Below are 17845 nucleotides of genomic sequence, written 5' to 3'. Positions count from 1 at the left end.
ATTAAAAAGAAGGAAGAAAAATGTCAAAAAAATATCATTTTATTGGAATTAAAGGTGCAGGAATGAGTGCACTCGCATTGTTATTAAACCAAATGGGAGAAGAAGTTCAAGGAAGTGACAGTACTGACTACTACTTTACTCAACGTGGATTAGAACTTGTTAATATTCCAATATTACCTTTTGATGAAAAAAACATCACTGCTGACGTGGAGTTAATAGCAGGAAATGCATTTCATGCGTCTAATAATATTGAAATTGCTTATGCTGAGAAAAATGGTTTTAGATATAAACGCTACCATGAGTTTTTAGGAGAGTTTATGAAACGCTTCACAAGTATCGGAGTTGCAGGGGCTCATGGTAAGACAAGTACAACTGGACTTCTCTCTCATGTTCTTGACTTTGCGACTAACGCTAGTTACTTAATTGGTGATGGTACTGGAAAAGGTGATGCTGAAAGCGAATATTTTGTTTTTGAGAGTGATGAATATGAACGTCATTTCATGCCTTACCATCCTGAATATTCTATTATAACTAACGTTGATTTTGATCATCCAGACTATTTTACTGACGTTGAAGATGTGTATTCTGCCTTCTATGACTATGCAAATCAAGTTACTAAAGGTGTATTCGCATACGGAGAAGATGAACATTTAAGAAGACTTGAAACTAAAGCTCCACTTTATTTCTACGGTTTTGAAGACAATGATGATTATATTGCAAAAAATGTTGAGAGAACGACCGATGGATCAACTTTTGATGCATACTTCCATGATGAAAAACTTGGAACATTTAAAGTTCCGACTTTCGGTAAACATAATGTTCTGAATGCTCTTGCTGTTGTTGGAGTTGCTCATCAAATTGGATTTGATCTTGAGGACATTAAAGAGCATATGCTTACATTCCCAGGAGTAAAACGACGCTTTACAGAAAAGAAAATTAATGATGTTGTGATTATTGATGACTTTGCTCATCATCCAACAGAAATTGCAGCCACAATTGATGCAGCTAGACAAAAATATCCTGAAAGAGAAATTGTAGCAGTTTTCCAACCACATACATTTACAAGAACTATAGCTTTAATTGATGAATTTGCAGAAAGCTTAAATCTTGCTGATGCAGTTTATCTTGCTGAAATTTATGGTTCTGCTCGAGAAATTGATCATGGTGATGTGAAAATTTCAGATTTAGCTGAAAAAATTGAAAAACCTGCTCAAGTTATAACTGTTGATAATGTATCTCCGCTTTTAGACCATGCAAATGCAGTATATGTATTTATGGGTGCTGGAGATATTCAAAAATATGAATATGCCTTTGAAAAATTATTAGCACAATTAACTAATAATGTTCAATAATAAAAAAAGGTTCGCAAGATAGCGAACTTTTTTTATAAATTATAATAAAGGAATTAAATATTAAAAATACATCATAAGACTTATGAAAATGAAAAGTATTTTTGATAAAATTAAAGTATGAAAATCAGATTATTTATTATTACAGAGTTGATTTTGTTAGTATCAGCTTTGGTAAATCTATTGAAGGAGCCAGGATTTGTAATATGTTTAGCTCTTGCAATAGTAGTTGGCATGCTTTTATCTAAATGTCGCTGGTTTGTATTAAAAATGATTATGGCGATATTGTCACTCATAATGGCGGTATTTATTCTTGGTAACTTTTATATTTGGGCTGCAATAGTATTGGCAGTAGTAGCAGTTGTTATCTTTGTTAAAGTACCTCAAAAAGATCAAAATTTCGACATTATTGATACATATTATGATGAGAGTGAAGGAGTTGTTTTTGATAAGCAAAAGTTAAACTTTTCAGCTGCGTCTGCAGAAGAATACTATCGCTTTGATGATATAAATATAATAAAGTCAATAAGTGATGATGTTATTGATTTAGAGCACACAAATTTTAGAAAATTGGATAACGTTGTGATGATTAGAAAATTTGCTGGAAATACAAAAATTATTGTGCCAAATAATATGGCTGTATCTGTTGATTATTCGAGTATGAAAGGTCAAGCAAATTTCTTTGGTGAAAAAACTGTTTCAAATCGTGAACGTGTAAAATACTATTCTCATGATTTTTCTGAGGAGATTCCTCATTTGAGAATTTATGTAGATGTTGTTTATGGTGATTTAACGGTGATTAAACTATGAAAGAATCAGTATTTAAAACATTTTTCTATAGTTTCTTTACTAGTCTAATTTCAATTTTATTGGTGGTTTACACTTTATCCACAACTTCACATCAATTTTATGAAAACTTGACTTCTCATTGGCGATCATTGTGGATTATTTTTGCTGTAAGTGCCTTATTAGCTTTATCTTTTACAGTGTTTAACTATTTAGAGAATTGGCGAATTGAAAGACATTTTTCAAGAGACATCTCTAAAGCAATGAAGGGTTTAAAAGTTGAAAATCCCGATATTAACTCAGTAAGTCAAAGGATTCAAGAATTAACTAAACAATTACAAGATGCAACTAGGGAAGATACAGTTAAGCAAGTTGAAATTGTAACTGAAGAAAGAAAAAGAATTTCAAGAGAATTACATGACTCGGTTAGTCAGCAGCTTTTTGCGGCGACTATGATATTGTCAGGAGTAGTTGGAAATAAAAAGCTTTCAAGCGAACAAATGACTACACAAGTTAATTTGGTTCTAAAGATTCTACATGAAGCACAAAATGAAATGCGTGCTTTATTGCTTCATTTGCGTCCTGTAGAATTAAACGGTAAATCACTAATTGAAGGAATTGGTGGACTTGTTGATGAGCTGCAAGCTAAAATTTCAGGTAAAATATCTTGGGTGTATGATAACGATATAAATTTATCACGTACTGTTGAAGATAATATTTTTAGAATCATGCAAGAGCTTTTAAGCAACGCTCTTAGGCATTCTAAAGCAAGTAACATTAATATTTCCTTATTAAATTCGGGAAATAATGTTATATTAAAGGTAGAGGATGATGGGGTAGGGTTTGATACAAATCAGACGAAATCAGCCAGTTATGGATTGAAAAATATAAGAGAGAGGTCAGTGCTTCTTGGAGGAGATGCAAAGATTATAAGTGCACCTAATCAAGGTACAAGCATAGAGATAAGGATTCCTAAAAATGAGTATTAAGGTAGTTATTGTTGACGATCATGAAATGGTGCGTTTGGGACTGTCGAGTTTCCTGAACATTCAAGATGATATTGAAGTTGTTGCAGAAGCTTCAGATGGTAATATTGGAGTTGAGTATGCGAGAGAATATAATCCTGATGTGATTTTGATGGATTTGGTGATGAATGAAATGGGTGGAATTGAAGCTAGCCAAGAAATTTTAGCAGAAAATCCAGATGCAAAGATACTTATTTTAACTAGTTTTTTAGATGATGAAAAAGTCTTTCCAGCACTGGCTGCAGGAGCAAAAGGGTACATTTTAAAAACTTCACAAGCTGATGAAATCGCTGATTCTATCAGAAAAATATATAAGGGTGAAGATGTTTTAAGTGACAGTGTCCGTCAAAAAATACAAGAAAGAAATAATCGTGCTCCTGAATTACATGATGATTTAACGGCTCGTGAAATGGAAGTTTTAAGAGAACTAAGTAAGGGATTGAGTAATCAAGAAATTGCAGATGACTTATTTATAAGCTTAAAAACAGTAAAAACACATGTTTCAAATATTCTTTCAAAACTCGAGGTAGATGATAGAACACAGGCTGTTATCTATGCTTTACAACATAATATTGTTGAGCACTAGTTCTTTATTTTATGTAAAAATTTTTCTATAATGAAATAAGACATAAATTTTTAGAGAAGGTGCAGTTGTGAACTTAGAAGAATTAATTGGGAAGGCAAAAGATATTAAAATTGTATTTTTTGATATTGACGATACCTTACGTGTCAAAACTACAGGGTATATGCCTGAATCGATAAAAGAAGTTTTTTCAAAATTAAAAGAAAAAGGCATACTTACTGGAATTGCATCTGGTCGATGTTACTTTGGAGTAATTCCAGAAATTAAAGAATTAGAACCTGATTATTTTGTAACAATAAACGGTGCACATGTTCAGGATCGAAATCATAATATTATCTATAAAAATCCTTTACCTACTGAAATGGTAGAAGAGATAATTTCATGGGCGAATGATGAAAAAATTAACTATTCATTTGTTGCAAATGAGAATGTAATCGTTAATGGTTGGGATAAATTAGCTGAAGATGCTATTGGTCCAATTTACGGAAGATTAGCTGAAGATAAGGATTATTATAAAAAAGATGATATTTATCAGATGCTAACAATTACAGAACGTGATGTTGATGATACTTTACCTGAAAACTTGAAGGATAAAATTCGTCTGGTTAGATGGCATGAATACAGTAGTGATATTGTTCGCTTTTCCGGCAGTAAAGCTTATGGTGTTTCAAAAGTTTTAGAAAAGTTAGGTTTAACAGAAGATAATTTATTAGTCTTTGGTGATGAACTTAATGATCGTGAAATATTTGATTATGCTGGACTTTCTGTTGCTATGGGAGTATCACATCCTGAGATTAAAGAAAAAGCCAGTTTAATTACTGATACTGTTGAACAAGATGGAATTTACAAGGCTTTAGAAAAGCTAGAAATTATTTAGAAAGAAGATTTTATTAAAATGACAAATTCAAATTACCCACAAGCTGATTTAAAAAACGCAAGTGGACAAATCGCAATTATTAAAACAAACCATGGAGATTTAAAAGTTAAGCTTTTTAATGAATTAGCTCCTAGAACAGTAAAAAACTTTGTTGAGTTAGCTAGTGATGGCTACTATGATGGTGTTATTTTCCATCGTATTATTCCAGATTTCATGATTCAAGGTGGAGACCCAACTGGTACTGGTATGGGTGGAGAAAGTATCTATGGAAGTAAATTTGAAGATGAATTTTCAAATCAAGTCTTCAATATTCGTGGTGCTTTAAGTATGGCAAATGCTGGTCCAAATACAAATGGTAGTCAATTCTTTATTGTTCAAAATGAAAGTATTCCTTATACAAAAGATGTTCTTGTAAATGGTGGATGGCCTGAAGAAATTGCTGAACTATATGCTGGTGGAGGTACTCCTCATTTAGATGGACGTCATACTGTATTTGGTCATTTATATGATGAAGCTTCATATAAAGTTTTAGATGAAATTGCAAATGTTCCTACTGGCTTCCAAGATAAACCAGTTGATGATGTTGTAATTGAATCAATTGAATTAGTTGATGATAAAGATGGCGAATTTATTGATAGTTCAGATTTAAAAAAAAACTAAAAATTGGTGATGTTGTTGATGTAACTGTTACAGGTGTCCAAAATTATGGTGCATTTGTTAAGTTTAATGATGATTGTCATGGATTAATCCACATTTCGGAAATTAAGTCGGGTTATACCAAGAATATAATGGAAACCGTAGAAGTTGGTCAAAAAGCAAAAGCGCAAATTATTGATATTGATGAATATACTGGAAAAATCAGTCTTTCATTGAGAACGCTTGAAGATAAACCGCAAACTCATGTAACAAGAAGAAAAAGAAGATATAAATCAAAGAAAAATCAAATAGGTTTTGAAAGTCTTGCCAATCAGCTAGATAAGTGGGTTGAGGAGAATACTGAATATCTTAAAAGCCAATCAAAAAAAGGATAGTATAAGTTGTACTATTTAAATTACGCTCGGAGGATGTATATTGAAAAGTGAACAAACAAGACAAAGGATTGTGAATATTGTTACGGTTGTGGCTTTTCTTTCTTCCTTTGCATTAGCATTTTATTTATATAAACTTGGTATTTTTAACGATGATAACGTGTTAAAATCTACGGTTGAGGCCCATCCAGTCTTTGGCCCTCTTTTGATGATAGGTTTACAAATCATACAAGTAGTAGTTCCGGTCGTACCAGCAGGTATCCTATGTGCTTCTGCAGTATTAATCTTTGGTCCAATATGGGGCTTTATATATAACTATATCGGAATTGTATTAGGAAGTCTTATTCTTTTTCATATGGGAAGGCAATATGGGAAACCATTTGTAATGACTTTTGTTCCTGAAAAAACTTATAATAAATATCTTAGTAAGGTTGATAAAGGTAAAAAATTTGACTGGTTTTTCTTTTGGATGATTTTTGCACCTGTTGCGCCAGACGATGCCCTTGTATTAATTGCAAGTCAGACGAGAATGACTTATAAATTTTTTACCTTCTCAATTGTTATAGGTAAAATTTTTGGTGTTGGACTTTATAGTGTCGCTTGGACTTTCGGATTAGAATGGTTGAAAAAATTTCTTTAAAGGCTAGTTAGCCTTTTTATTTATGAAATAAATAGTGTATAATATTGTAACTGAAAGGATTTTGTTCTATGAAAAAATATAAAAGATCTTTAGATAGTAGACTAGATTATCCACTTATTTTACCAGTTCTACTTTTATTATTGATAGGTCTTGGCTCAATTTATATAGCGGTAAGCCACGACTATCCCCTCCAAGTGGGACGAACCATGTTGACACAATGTGTTTGGGCAATACTTGGAATAATATTTGCATTTATTGTTATGCACTTCAATTCAAAATATTTATGGAAACTAACACCTATATTTTATATATTAGGTATTTTATTAATGATTCTTCCACTAGTATTTTATGATAATCAGTTAGTTGCAGCGACAGGTGCAAAAAACTGGGTATCATATAACGGGAAAACATTCTTTCAACCATCAGAATTAATGAAAATTTCTTATATATTAATGATGGCAAAAGTGGTTACCTCTTATCAATCAGTTCAAAAAGCTACGGATTTAGCTGATGATTTTAAATTAATATTTAAGTTGTTTTTGGTAACATTACCGGTGATAGTTCTTTTAAAACTGCAAAATGACTTTGGTACTCTTTTAGTATTTATGGCAATTTTTGCAGGAATAGTCTTTGTTTCAGGTGTTTCTTGGAAAATAATCATTCCTATAGCATTAACAACTTTAATTGTAGGTGGTGGTATATTGTTTCTTACAACTGTTGATTGGGGAAGGAATTTTCTCATGTCAGTTGGTATTGAAAAATATCAAATTCAAAGAATAGATGCTTGGTTCCATCCCTTTGAAAATGCTCAAAATGTAACCTTTCAACAGGCACAAGGTCAGATTTCTGTAGGTATCGGGGGCCTAACAGGTTATGGATTCGATGTTGCAACTTTACCTGTTCCAGTTCGAGAAAGTGATATGATCTTTACGGTAATAGCAGAAAATTTTGGTTTTATCGGTAGTACATGTTTGATTTTAATTTATTTCTTTTTGATTTATCGAATGATAATGGCAACTTATAATTCAAATAATCAATTCTACATTTATATTTCAACTGGGATAATCATGATGATTCTTTTCCATGTATTTGAAAATATTGGAGCTACAATTGGTGTTTTACCTCTTACAGGTATTCCGTTACCTTTTATCTCTCAAGGTGGTTCAAGTTTAATTGGTAATTTGATAGGTGTTGGTTTAGTATTATCAATGAAATACAATCAACTAGAAGTAGATGACATTGATTTTCCAAACGAAAATGGGAAAGTCATTTACAGAAGAAGTTCTAATTAAAATTCACAAAGTTATATAACACAACCTGTGTTATATAACTTTTTTGTTTGATAACATATTCTCAAACTTTTAAAAAAGTAGTATTATATATCTATAAACAAAGGAAACGTTTTCAATAAAGGAAACGAAGAGGAGAAAAAGATGTCAACAGTTGTTAATTTGTTTTGTTCAGCGGGTATGAGTACTTCAATGTTTGCAAAAAAAATGCAAGAAGAAGCTAATTCTCGTGGTCTTGATTATGTTGTAACAGCATACGGACTTGCTGAAGTTGATGAAAAGGGTTCAGAAGCTGATGTAATTATGATTGGCCCTCAAGCTCGTTATATTGTAACAGAAGTTACAAATAAATTCCCTGATACTCCAGTAAAAGATATTCCAATGCAAATGTATGGACTTATGCAAGGTGATAAAGGTCTAGATTTAGCAATTGAACTATTAAACAGTAAATAGTTTAAATTTTATTTAAAAAGAATATAATGTAGTTGACTGACTATTATCTTATAGCCTAGCCTAAATCATAGAAAAGAGAAAAATAATATGTCAAAAGTAGCACTAGTAACAGGAGCAGCACAAGGTATTGGATTTGCAATTGCAGAACGTCTATTAAAAGATGGTTTCAAAGTAGCATTAGTTGATTATAATGAAGAAGTAGCAAAAGAAGCAGCGAAAAAATTAGCTGGTAAAGGCGAAACAATTTCAATTAAAGCAGATGTTTCTAAACGTGATGAAGTTTTTGCGGCAGTGAATGAAACTGTTGAAAAGCTTGGTGGCTTTGATGTAATTGTTAATAATGCAGGTGTAGGTCCTACAACACCAATTGATACTATTACTCCAGAACAATTTGAACAAGTTTATGGAATTAACGTTGGTGGAGTTCTTTGGGGAACACAAGCAGCAGTTGAAGCTTTCAAAAAATTAGGTCACGGTGGAAAAATTATTAATGCTACATCACAAGCAGGTGTGGTTGGTAATCCAAATCTTTCACTATACAGTGGTACAAAATTTGCAGTTCGTGGGATTACACAAGTTACTGCACGTGATTTAGCTGATGATGGTATTACTGTAAATGCGTTTGCACCTGGTATAGTTCGTACTCCTATGATGATGAATATTGCTCATGAAGTAGGTAAAAATGCTGGTAAAGATGATGAATGGGGTATGCAACAATTTGCAAAAGACATTACATTAAAACGCTTATCAGAAGCTGAAGATGTTGCAAATGTTGTTTCTTTCTTAGCTGGAAGCGATTCTGATTACATTACTGGTCAAACAATCATCGTTGATGGTGGAATGCAATTCCATTAAGATATTATTTGACAAACTAAAAGTTATTTGTTAAATTGTGTTTAACAAATATCGGAGGTGGGCAATGAAAAATTAATTCAAATTTAAAAAACTTAATTGATAATGTTTATAAATTTTGGATTGGTTTTTCGTTGCTTTTTTGTCGTCTTTTTAAGAATACAAATATTTGAAAGTTTATGCTTTTGAATGAGCACCTAATAATATTGATTAAAAAAATATAGGAATATATCGGATATATTTTTGTATACTTTAGTCATAAGAGTAGAAGGTAAGGTTTTACTATCTTGATACCGCCAATCCCTGAATTAATGAGGAGGTACGTATGATAGAGATAAAAAACCTTACTTTTTCTTATGCAGAAAATAATATATTTGAAGATATAAATTGTCGAATTGATAATTCTTGGCACCTTGCTTTAGTTGGTCGTAATGGTCGAGGCAAAACTACCTTACTTAATTTATTAAGAGGAAAATATGAATATTCAGGTAGAATAAAATCACCTCGACAATTCGTTTATTTCCCACAAAATGTTTTGAGTAAAAGCCAGTTGACTTACTATGTTTTACAAGAATTGATGGACTTTGAAGATTGGGAGTTGAAAAGAGAACTCAATCAATTAAGTTTTCCAGAAGATGGTCTTTGGAGGCCATTTGATAGTCTCTCAGGAGGGGAACAGACTAAAGCGCTACTTTCCCTCTTGTTCTTAGATGACAGCAGTTTTCCACTGATTGATGAGCCTACAAACCATTTGGACAAGGAGAGCCGCTCAAAGGTTGCGGAATATCTTAAGAAAAAGAGACAGGGCTACATAGTCGTTAGTCATGATCGTGCATTTTTAGATCAGGTATCGGATCATGTTTTAGCTATTGAAAAAAATCAATTGATAGCTTATCAAGGGAACTTTTCTACATATGAGCAGGAAAAGAAGATGAGAGATGAGTTTGAACTTGCACAAAATGAGAAATTGGTAGGGGAAATAAGTCGCCTCAAAAAGACTTCACGAGATAAAGAGGACTGGTCTAAAAGGCGTGAGGGAGATATTCATGGTAATCCCAATATCAAAGGAAGTGGTGGAACAGGTCATGATGGGAAGATAACTGCACGAGCTGCGCGTGTTATGAAAAAAGCTAAAGTTCTTGAAAGACGAATGAATAGTGAAATTGAAGATAAGGAAAAGCTTCTTAAAAATTTGGAGTTTATTGATAGTCTTTCAATGAATTATACTCAGTCAAGAAAAGAAAAGCTGTTAACTATTCAAGATATGACTGTGTCCTTTGATGAAGGAAAACCACTTTTTAAACCAGTATCATTTGAAGTTGATAGAGGTCAAGTTACTGCAATTGCAGGGCCAAATGGCATTGGTAAATCCCAATTACTTGATAGGTTACACACTTATGCTGAAAGCAAAAACTTGAAAATATCTTGTGTAAGACAGATTTATGATGATAATACAGGATATATAAAGGATTGGGCTAATGAGCAAAAACTTGACTATCAAGACTTGCTTAATAATTTAAAGAAGCTTGGTATGGAAAGAGATGTTTTCAAGCAGAAGATTGAAGATATGTCTATGGGCCAACAAAAGAAAGTCGAACTTGCTAGAAGTTTGTCAACACCGGCTGAACTTTATATTTGGGATGAACCGTTGAACTATCTTGATGTCTTTAATCATAAGCAAATTGAGGATTTAATTTCAAATATTAAGCCAACAATGTTGATTGTGGAGCATGATAAGTATTTTATAGATAAGATTGCTGATCAAAAAATAGAGTTACAAAAAACCGATAATTAGACACTTAAACTACTTAACAAATATATTTATTATGTTATAATTATCACATGAAATATGACGATTATATATGGGATTTAGGTGGTACGCTTCTCGATAACTATGAAAGTTCAGCACAAGCCTTTGAAGAATCCTTGAAAAAATTTAATATTGAAGTTAGCCATCTTGATATTTATAATGCTCTTAAGCACTCTACTGACTATGCCATTCAAAAATTTGCTTCAAATATACCAAATTTCTTGAAAATATATAAGGAAGTAGAGAGAGAATATCTTGCACAACCTGTATTATTTGCTGATGCTAAAAGAGTATTAAGTGAAATAGTTGATAATGGTGGTAGGAACTTTATGATTAGCCACAGAGATAATCATGTATTAGAAATTCTCGATGCAACTGATATTCACAAATATTTTACAGAAGTAGTTACTAGTGATAATGGCTTTGCAAGAAAACCTGATCCACAATCTGTTGATTACTTAATTAATAAATATCAAATGTCAAATGCAGTTATGATTGGTGACAGACTACTTGATATTAAAGCAGGTATCAATGCAGGAATTTCAACCATTTATTTTTCAAATGATGAATATCTTTTGCAAGCAGACCAAAATATCAAATCATTATCAGAAATCCTTGATTTATAAGGGTTTCTTTTTTATACCACTCTGTGAAAAGTAAAGATTTTTCGACAAAAATATGGTATAATAAGGCTAATGCAAATATGACAGGAGTAAGATAGATTGGCTGAAGATATAAAAACATTTAATGAAGAAGCTAACGAATATGACGCGAGTCAAATTCAAGTTTTAGAGGGTCTTGAAGCTGTAAGAATGCGTCCTGGGATGTATATTGGCTCAACAAGTAAGGAAGGATTACACCATTTAGTATGGGAGATCGTTGATAACTCGATTGACGAGGCATTAGCTGGTTTTGCAACGCATATTGAAGTTACAATTGAAGAAGATAATTCAATTACTGTTGTTGATGATGGTCGTGGTATACCAGTTGATATTCAAGAGAAAACAGGACGACCAGCCGTTGAGACTGTATTTACAATCCTTCATGCTGGAGGAAAATTTGGCGGTGGCGGATATAAAGTATCTGGAGGACTTCACGGTGTAGGTTCATCAGTAGTTAATGCTTTATCAACTCAATTAGATGTTACTGTTTATAAAAATGAAAAAATGTATTTCCAAGAGTACAAACGTGGTCTTGTTATTGATGATTTAAAAATCATTGGTGATACTGAACTTCATGGTACAAAGGTGCATTTTACACCAGATCCAGAGATTTTTACTGAGACTACTAACTTTGAATTTGAAAAACTTGCTACACGCGTCAGAGAGCTAGCTTTCTTGAATCGTGGCTTGAGAATTTCAATCACAGATAAACGTGGTAAAGAGGATAAGACATTAACATATCACTATGAAGGTGGTATCCAGTCTTATGTATCTTTTATCAATGAAAATAAGACAACTCTTTTTGATACACCAATCTTTACCGAAGGTGAGATGGAAGATATTAACGTAGAAGTCGCTATGCAATACACTGCTGATTACCATTCAACAGTTTTAAGTTTTGCTAATAATATTAATACTCATGAGGGTGGTACTCATGAACAAGGGTTCAGAACAGCTCTAACTCGTGTTGTTAATGATTATGCACGTAAAAACAAAATCATCAAAGAGAACGAAGAAAATTTAACTGGTGATGACATCCGTGAAGGATTGACTGCTGTTATTTCTATTAAGCACCCTAATCCACAGTTTGAGGGACAAACTAAAACTAAGCTTGGAAACAGTGAAGTTTCACGTATTGTAAATCGATTATTTAGTGATGCTTTCGAAAGATTCCTAATGGAGAATCCTCCTGTAGCTCGTAAAATTGTTGACAAAGGAATATTAGCTAGTAAGGCTCGTATTGCGGCAAAAAGAGCTCGTGAAGTTACCAGGAAAAAATCAGGTCTTGAAATCTCTAATCTTCCTGGAAAACTAGCTGATTGTTCATCTAATAATCCTTTGGAAACTGAGTTGTTCATAGTCGAAGGAGATTCAGCCGGAGGTTCAGCTAAATCAGGTAGAAATCGTGAGTTTCAAGCTATTTTACCAATTCGTGGTAAAATATTAAACGTTGAAAAAGCAAGTATGGATAAAATTCTTGCCAATGAAGAAATCCGTTCTTTATTTACTGCTATGGGTACAGGATTTGGTGCAGACTTTGATGTTTCAAAAGCACGCTACCATAAACTGGTAATTATGACTGATGCCGATGTTGATGGTGCTCATATTAGAACTTTGTTATTAACTCTCTTCTATAGATATATGAGACCAATTGTTGAGGCAGGCTATGTGTATATTGCACAGCCTCCAATTTATGGTGTGAAACTCGGTAAAGAAATTGTGTATATCCTTCCAGGTGCTAATCAAGAAGAAGAGTTGCAACGCGTGGTTCAAGAAATGTCAAATGGACGTTCTAAACCTATTGTCCAACGATACAAAGGTCTTGGAGAAATGGATGACCATCAACTTTGGGATACAACAATGGATCCAGAACATCGTATAATGGCACGTGTAACTGTTGATGATGCTGCTGAAGCAGACATGGTATTTGATATGCTAATGGGAGATCGTGTGGAGCCTCGTCGAGACTTCATCGAAGCAAATGCTCAGTACAGTACAATTGATATTTAATCATAGTAATATTTTTTCAAATATAATTTATTAAAAATCTGCAGTTCAGCTTTCATCCAGTGGAGTGCTACATATTACTTTAACAGCTCATAAGAGCTGTTTTTTTATATTCTAAGTGTATATTTATAATTTTAAAAAAATAAAAAAGTCCATTCGGACTTTTTTATTTTGGCTGTTCGCTAGAACTCGATGAGGAGCTGCCTGAACTATTCTCTTCATCTTTCTTTAGTTCGGGATGAAGATCTTTGTAGCTGAAGTTTTTAAATTTATCAACGGTCGATGTATTATTATTTTTACTGTAAATACTAGTTGATTTATCACCAAGTTCCTTTTCAATTTGAGTTGCTTTTTTATAGCCGTGGTTATAAGTATAACTATCAGGATCAACAGGCTTAAGGCCATCTTTATCATAAAACCTTAATAAATCTCCACGGGTTAATTTGTCGCTAATATTTAACTGTTCCTCAGTTTTTTCGTTGTAAGAATCGACTAAAGCTTTTGTTTCAGGAGTTGGATTAGTAATTTCTTCTCCAGTATCGGTCCTATAAATACGATCATTGTATACGGTATAGTCTTTTGCGACATAATTACCATTATTTCTAAAGGCAACTAGATTATCATGTTTTGGACTAAGCATATCTTGCCCAAGTTGAAGGAATTTACTTGAATCGATACCAAGTAGGTGTAACATTGTTGGTAGATTATCAACTTCACCTCCAAATGTGTGGTTTACGTATCCCTTGTCTTGTCCAGGTAAAACAATCATATAAGGTACTCTTTGAAGCATTGCATTATCGTAAGAGCTCCATGTTTCTTTTTGTTTACCAAGTAATGGAGCTAAATCAGGATTTCTAGAATTTGAAATACCATAGTGATCACCATATAGAACAATCATTGAATTCTGATAAACACCAGTTGCTTTCAAGTAGTCAAAGAATTCCTTAACTGCTTGATCAAGATAGTTTGCAGTAGCAAAGTATCCATTTATTGTATCATCATCTGTTTTAGCAATTGGGAAACCTTCATCATCATTCTTAAATTGAGTATATGGATAGTGGTTACTTACAGTTATGAATTTAGCGTAGAAAGGTTGTTGGATATGTTCTAGATACTCAATTGACTGATTAAAGAAATACTTATCATGTAATCCGTATTGGAACGAATTATCCTTATTAACATCATAATATGATTGGTCAAAGAAGTAATCATAACCTAGGTGTTTATATGTTTCATTACGATTCCAAAATGTTCCTGCATTTCCATGGAATACTGCACTTGTATAACCACCTTTTTGATCTAATATTGAAGGTGCAGCTTTAAAAGTGTTTTTACCTCCATTTTGAACAAATAGTGAACCTTGAGTTAAACCAAAGAATGAATTTTCCATTAATGTTTCAGCATCTGATGTTTTACCTGCCTTTACTTGGTGGAAAAAATTATCAAAGGCAAATGTTTCTTTGCTGTGGAAAAGAGAATTTAGGAAAGGTGTAACTTCGTGATCAACACCTTTTTCATCTTTTAATTTATAGTCAATCAAGAATTGTTGGAAGCTTTCTAAATGTATATAAATTACATTTCTACCTTTAGCTATTCCATAATATTTAGGATCAGGTTCAGCATAATGTTTTTGGACATAATTTTCAACAGTACTCAAATCTTCAGGAGTCGCAACATTTCTAACTTGATTTATTTTATACGTATTAATAGAATCGTTAACAATAAATGGTTGTAAACCTAAATATCTAACTATATAAGTATTTGAAAATCCACGAGTTAATAATTCTGGTCTATCAACTTCAGCTAGGAACAGGTTAATTGAGAAGAGCAGTACAGATAAACTAGTAATTGCAAAACTTGCTTTTTTTCTGAAAGGACGTGGGTCCATGGTAATTACTTTTTTCTTAAATAAAAATGCAAGAATAGGAATATCAATTATATAAATTAAATCCCAGGGTTTAAATAAGTTTATAGCTGCTTCTCCAAGCCCTGCAGATACCTTACTTGACCCTTTGATCGTATTAAGAGTCATGAAATCGGAAAATTCACGGAAGTAAACTGAATTCGCAAAGACCCAAAGCGATAGGGCAATAAAAATTATCCATTCCAAAGTATAAAACACTTTTTTATTCTTGAAATAAAGTGGAAGTCCCAAAAGCAGGAGTGCTGTAGGAATTGGATTGAAGATTGCCAGTAAAGTTTGGTATATATTTTCTATGTCAAGATCAAAGTCGACAAAATAAGCAAACATTGTTTTTGCCCATACTAGTATCAATAATAGTATGACAAAACCAAGTCGTGTGCTTACTATATTTTTAATTTTTTTTATCAAAATAAACACCTAAATTCTATATAAATATTGCTATCAACATGATAAATTGCCCCATAATAGGCGATTATCTTATTTTACTATTTTAGGTTATAAAAAGCAAAAAACTGGTTGATAGGATTTCTTAAACATAGTATAAAAAATTTCATAAATAAATCTTAAACGTAACTTAAGTAAATATACATTTGTAATGATTATTAATCACTAAATATTCAAAAAATACATAGTAGCTATTTGTTTTATGTTATAATTAGTGGTGACTAACTTGATGAATATAAATATATGATATTGAGCTAGGAGTTAAGGAGTAAAACCTCATATGATAAATTTACAAATAACACAAAAATTTCATCAAAAAATTAAATCTGGAGTGGATTTAATTGATGAAAAAGATATCAATACTATACCTGAGGATGGCTATGCTAGACTTGCTTGTAATGGAGATTTTGTAGCTATTTCCTATTTTTCACCCCAAAATAAAGGTATTGGTTGGATTGTAAATCGAGAAGACAGAGAGATTAATCAAAATTTTTGGGTTAATCTGTTCTCGCTTGCAAAGGAAAAAAGAAGTTCATATTTCAAAAGTCCTCTTACTAATGCATTTCGTGTCTTTAACCAAGATGGAGATGGATTTGGTGGACTGACGGTTGACTTATATAATGAATATGCTCTGTTTTCTTGGTACAACCCTTTTATTCTAAGCCAAAAAGAAATTATAGTTGAAGCATTTCAGACTGCTTATCCTGAAATTTTAGGGGCTTATGAAAAGATACGTTTCAAACCATCTGATTATGAGTCAGCTCATTTATTTGGAGAAAAAAAAGAGGAAAAATTTACGATTCTTGAAAATGGTATTAATTACTCAGTCTTCTTAAACGATGGGCTTATGACTGGTATCTTTTTAGATCAACATGAAGTTCGTGATTCTTTAATTGATGGATTAGCCCTCGGGAAAAATGTTTTAAATACTTTTTCATATACAGCAGCTTTTTCAGTTGCGGCCGCAGCAGGAGGTTCAATGTCAACAGTTAGTGTTGACCTTGCAAAAAGAAGTCGTGAGTTATCAACAGATAATTTTGATGCCAATGGATTTGACCTTGAAGCCAATAAATTTGTTGTCATGGATATCTTTGAATACTTTAAATATGCAGATAGACATGACCTGAAATTTGACCTTATAATTTTGGACCCACCAAGCTTTGCTCGGAACAAAAAGCAAACCTTTTCTGTAGCCAAAGATTATCATAAATTGATATCGGATTCCTTAAGTATTTTAAGTGAAAATGGAACGATAATTGCTAGTACAAATGCACAAAACCTAAGTCCTGCTAAATTTGAAGAACAAATTAAAAAAGGATTTGGACCTAAGAAGTATAAGATAAAAGAAAAGTTTTCTCTACCTGCTGATTTTGCGGTAAATATCCATGATAGGCAAAGTAATTATTTGAAAGTATATATAATTGAGGTATTAAAATGACGGAGATTGTAGTATCCATAAATCCCAAGTCCGCAGACGATGTTAGAAGCATCCAATTGCAGGCACTTGAAGGAGCTGATGTTATTGAATGGCGTGCAGACTACTTAAGTAATGCGGCAGAAATTTTTGAAGTAGCTCCAGTTGTTTTTGAAAAATTTACTGGATTAAATTTACTTTTTACCTTGAGGACAAAACGTGAAGGTGGGGAAATGGAAGTTAGTGATGAAGAATATATAGATGTTCTTAAAGGAATCACAGTTTATTCGCCTACTTTTTTAGATATCGAATACTTTTCATATCCGCATGCTTTAGAAGCCTTAAAAGATTTTAAGGATAAAATTGTTTTAAGTCATCATAATTTTTCAGAAATTCCATTGGATTTGTCAACAAAGTTAAAGGAAATGATTGAACAAAATGTTTATCTAGTTAAGTTTTCTGGTATGCCTCGTTCAGAACGTAATGTCTTAGAGCTTATGTATCTTACAAATGATATAACTGACCGTTTCCCTCATGCTAGGATTGCTACAATGGCTATGGGAAGTTTAGGGAAACTCTCAAGAATTGCAGGTCGCTGGACTAAAAGTGCTTGGACATTTGCTTCACTCGGTCGTGAAACAGCTCCTGGTCAATTACCACTTCCTGAATTAAGAAGAATTTTAGACCAACTAGATAGTTAGA

The 17845-nt window shown here is 32.6% G+C and carries 17 protein-coding genes; 16 read left to right on the top strand and 1 reads right to left on the bottom strand.

Annotated elements, in window-relative coordinates; all coding sequences use genetic code 11:
• Positions 1-20: 20 nt before the first annotated feature.
• The 14 genes from murC to gyrB all read left to right on the top strand — a co-directional run bounded on the left by murC (position 21) and on the right by gyrB (position 13364).
• Positions 21-1352: a UDP-N-acetylmuramate--L-alanine ligase gene (gene murC, locus BG262_RS06785; RefSeq protein WP_070788136.1), complete on the top strand. Its 1332-nt coding sequence runs from the start codon at positions 21-23 to the stop codon at positions 1350-1352.
• 117 nt (positions 1353-1469) lie between these two features.
• Positions 1470-2159 (top strand): cell wall-active antibiotics response protein LiaF, encoded by a 690-nt coding sequence (gene liaF / locus BG262_RS06780; protein ID WP_070788135.1) that lies wholly within the window; start codon positions 1470-1472, stop codon positions 2157-2159.
• A gap of 239 nt (positions 2160-2398) precedes the next feature.
• Positions 2399-3124 carry a sensor histidine kinase gene (locus tag BG262_RS06775; RefSeq protein WP_158006657.1) on the top strand — a complete coding sequence of 242 codons (726 nt, stop codon included), beginning with the start codon at positions 2399-2401 and terminating at the stop codon, positions 3122-3124.
• Positions 3114-3746 (top strand): response regulator transcription factor, encoded by a 633-nt coding sequence (locus tag BG262_RS06770; RefSeq protein WP_070788133.1) that lies wholly within the window; start codon positions 3114-3116, stop codon positions 3744-3746. The genes BG262_RS06775 and BG262_RS06770 overlap by 11 nt, the downstream gene beginning before the upstream one ends.
• Before the next feature lie 67 nt (positions 3747-3813).
• Entirely contained in the window at positions 3814-4620 is an 807-nt protein-coding gene (locus tag BG262_RS10930; protein WP_070788132.1) for a Cof-type HAD-IIB family hydrolase, read from the top strand.
• 18 nt (positions 4621-4638) lie between these two features.
• Positions 4639-5280, top strand: a complete 642-nt coding sequence (locus BG262_RS10925) for a peptidylprolyl isomerase (protein ID WP_070788131.1) — start codon at positions 4639-4641, stop codon at positions 5278-5280.
• Between the two features lie 2 nt (positions 5281-5282).
• On the top strand, positions 5283-5651 hold the full coding sequence (locus BG262_RS06755) for a CvfD/Ygs/GSP13 family RNA-binding post-transcriptional regulator (protein WP_070788130.1): 369 nt from the start codon (positions 5283-5285) through the stop codon (positions 5649-5651).
• A 40-nt stretch (positions 5652-5691) separates the two neighbouring features.
• Positions 5692-6288 (top strand): TVP38/TMEM64 family protein, encoded by a 597-nt coding sequence (locus BG262_RS06750; RefSeq protein ID WP_233278838.1) that lies wholly within the window; start codon positions 5692-5694, stop codon positions 6286-6288.
• Positions 6289-6356: 68 nt separating this feature from the next.
• A complete protein-coding gene (locus BG262_RS06745) occupies positions 6357-7580 on the top strand; it encodes an FtsW/RodA/SpoVE family cell cycle protein (RefSeq protein ID WP_070788128.1) in 1224 nt (407 codons plus the stop codon).
• Between the two features lie 141 nt (positions 7581-7721).
• Complete coding sequence (locus BG262_RS06740) at positions 7722-8030, top strand: PTS sugar transporter subunit IIB (protein WP_070788127.1); 309 nt, start codon at positions 7722-7724, stop codon at positions 8028-8030.
• A gap of 87 nt (positions 8031-8117) precedes the next feature.
• The gene (locus BG262_RS06735) at positions 8118-8885 is read left to right on the top strand and encodes a (S)-acetoin forming diacetyl reductase (protein WP_070788126.1); all 768 of its coding nucleotides are present in this window, start codon (positions 8118-8120) and stop codon (positions 8883-8885) included.
• 322 nt (positions 8886-9207) lie between these two features.
• Positions 9208-10677, top strand: coding sequence for a ribosomal protection-like ABC-F family protein (gene abc-f / locus BG262_RS06730; RefSeq protein ID WP_070788125.1), 1470 nt, complete (start codon positions 9208-9210; stop codon positions 10675-10677).
• 47 nt (positions 10678-10724) lie between these two features.
• Positions 10725-11318, top strand: a complete 594-nt coding sequence (locus tag BG262_RS06725) for an HAD-IA family hydrolase (protein WP_070788124.1) — start codon at positions 10725-10727, stop codon at positions 11316-11318.
• 96 nt (positions 11319-11414) lie between these two features.
• On the top strand, positions 11415-13364 hold the full coding sequence (gene gyrB, locus BG262_RS06720; RefSeq protein ID WP_070788123.1) for a DNA topoisomerase (ATP-hydrolyzing) subunit B: 1950 nt from the start codon (positions 11415-11417) through the stop codon (positions 13362-13364).
• A 163-nt stretch (positions 13365-13527) separates the two neighbouring features.
• Here the strand turns inward: gyrB and BG262_RS06715 are convergent, their stop codons facing one another.
• Complete coding sequence (locus BG262_RS06715) at positions 13528-15690, bottom strand: LTA synthase family protein (RefSeq protein ID WP_070788437.1); 2163 nt, start codon at positions 15688-15690, stop codon at positions 13528-13530.
• Positions 15691-16009: 319 nt separating this feature from the next.
• Between BG262_RS06715 and BG262_RS06710 the strand changes: the two genes are divergently transcribed.
• Both BG262_RS06710 and aroD read left to right on the top strand, forming a co-directional pair.
• Positions 16010-17167, top strand: a complete 1158-nt coding sequence (locus tag BG262_RS06710) for a class I SAM-dependent rRNA methyltransferase (protein WP_070788122.1) — start codon at positions 16010-16012, stop codon at positions 17165-17167.
• Positions 17164-17844, top strand: coding sequence for a type I 3-dehydroquinate dehydratase (gene aroD / locus BG262_RS06705; RefSeq protein ID WP_070788121.1), 681 nt, complete (start codon positions 17164-17166; stop codon positions 17842-17844). The genes BG262_RS06710 and aroD overlap by 4 nt, the downstream gene beginning before the upstream one ends.
• Position 17845: the final 1 nt, after the last annotated feature.

It is taken from the genome of Floricoccus penangensis, from assembly GCF_001832885.1.
GTDB lineage: Bacteria > Bacillota > Bacilli > Lactobacillales > Streptococcaceae > Floricoccus > Floricoccus penangensis.
The sequence above is the reverse complement of the archived record's forward strand: the minus strand, read 5'-3'. Positions and strand labels throughout refer to the sequence as shown.

Bases quoted from the DNA above. Each gene is read 5' to 3' on its own strand.
- murC (WP_070788136.1), top strand. From the start codon at position 21: ATGTCAAAAAAATATCATTTTATTGGAATTAAAGGTGCAGGAATGAGT.
- aroD (WP_070788121.1), top strand. From the start codon at position 17,164: ATGACGGAGATTGTAGTATCCATAAATCCCAAGTCCGCAGACGATGTT.
- BG262_RS06735 (WP_070788126.1), top strand. From the start codon at position 8,118: ATGTCAAAAGTAGCACTAGTAACAGGAGCAGCACAAGGTATTGGATTT.
- BG262_RS10925 (WP_070788131.1), top strand. From the start codon at position 4,639: ATGACAAATTCAAATTACCCACAAGCTGATTTAAAAAACGCAAGTGGA.
- liaF (WP_070788135.1), top strand. From the start codon at position 1,470: ATGAAAATCAGATTATTTATTATTACAGAGTTGATTTTGTTAGTATCA.
- BG262_RS06745 (WP_070788128.1), top strand. From the start codon at position 6,357: ATGAAAAAATATAAAAGATCTTTAGATAGTAGACTAGATTATCCACTT.
- BG262_RS06710 (WP_070788122.1), top strand. From the start codon at position 16,010: ATGATAAATTTACAAATAACACAAAAATTTCATCAAAAAATTAAATCT.
- BG262_RS06740 (WP_070788127.1), top strand. From the start codon at position 7,722: ATGTCAACAGTTGTTAATTTGTTTTGTTCAGCGGGTATGAGTACTTCA.
- BG262_RS06770 (WP_070788133.1), top strand. From the start codon at position 3,114: ATGAGTATTAAGGTAGTTATTGTTGACGATCATGAAATGGTGCGTTTG.
- BG262_RS06725 (WP_070788124.1), top strand. From the start codon at position 10,725: ATGAAATATGACGATTATATATGGGATTTAGGTGGTACGCTTCTCGAT.
- abc-f (WP_070788125.1), top strand. From the start codon at position 9,208: ATGATAGAGATAAAAAACCTTACTTTTTCTTATGCAGAAAATAATATA.
- BG262_RS06775 (WP_158006657.1), top strand. From the start codon at position 2,399: ATGAAGGGTTTAAAAGTTGAAAATCCCGATATTAACTCAGTAAGTCAA.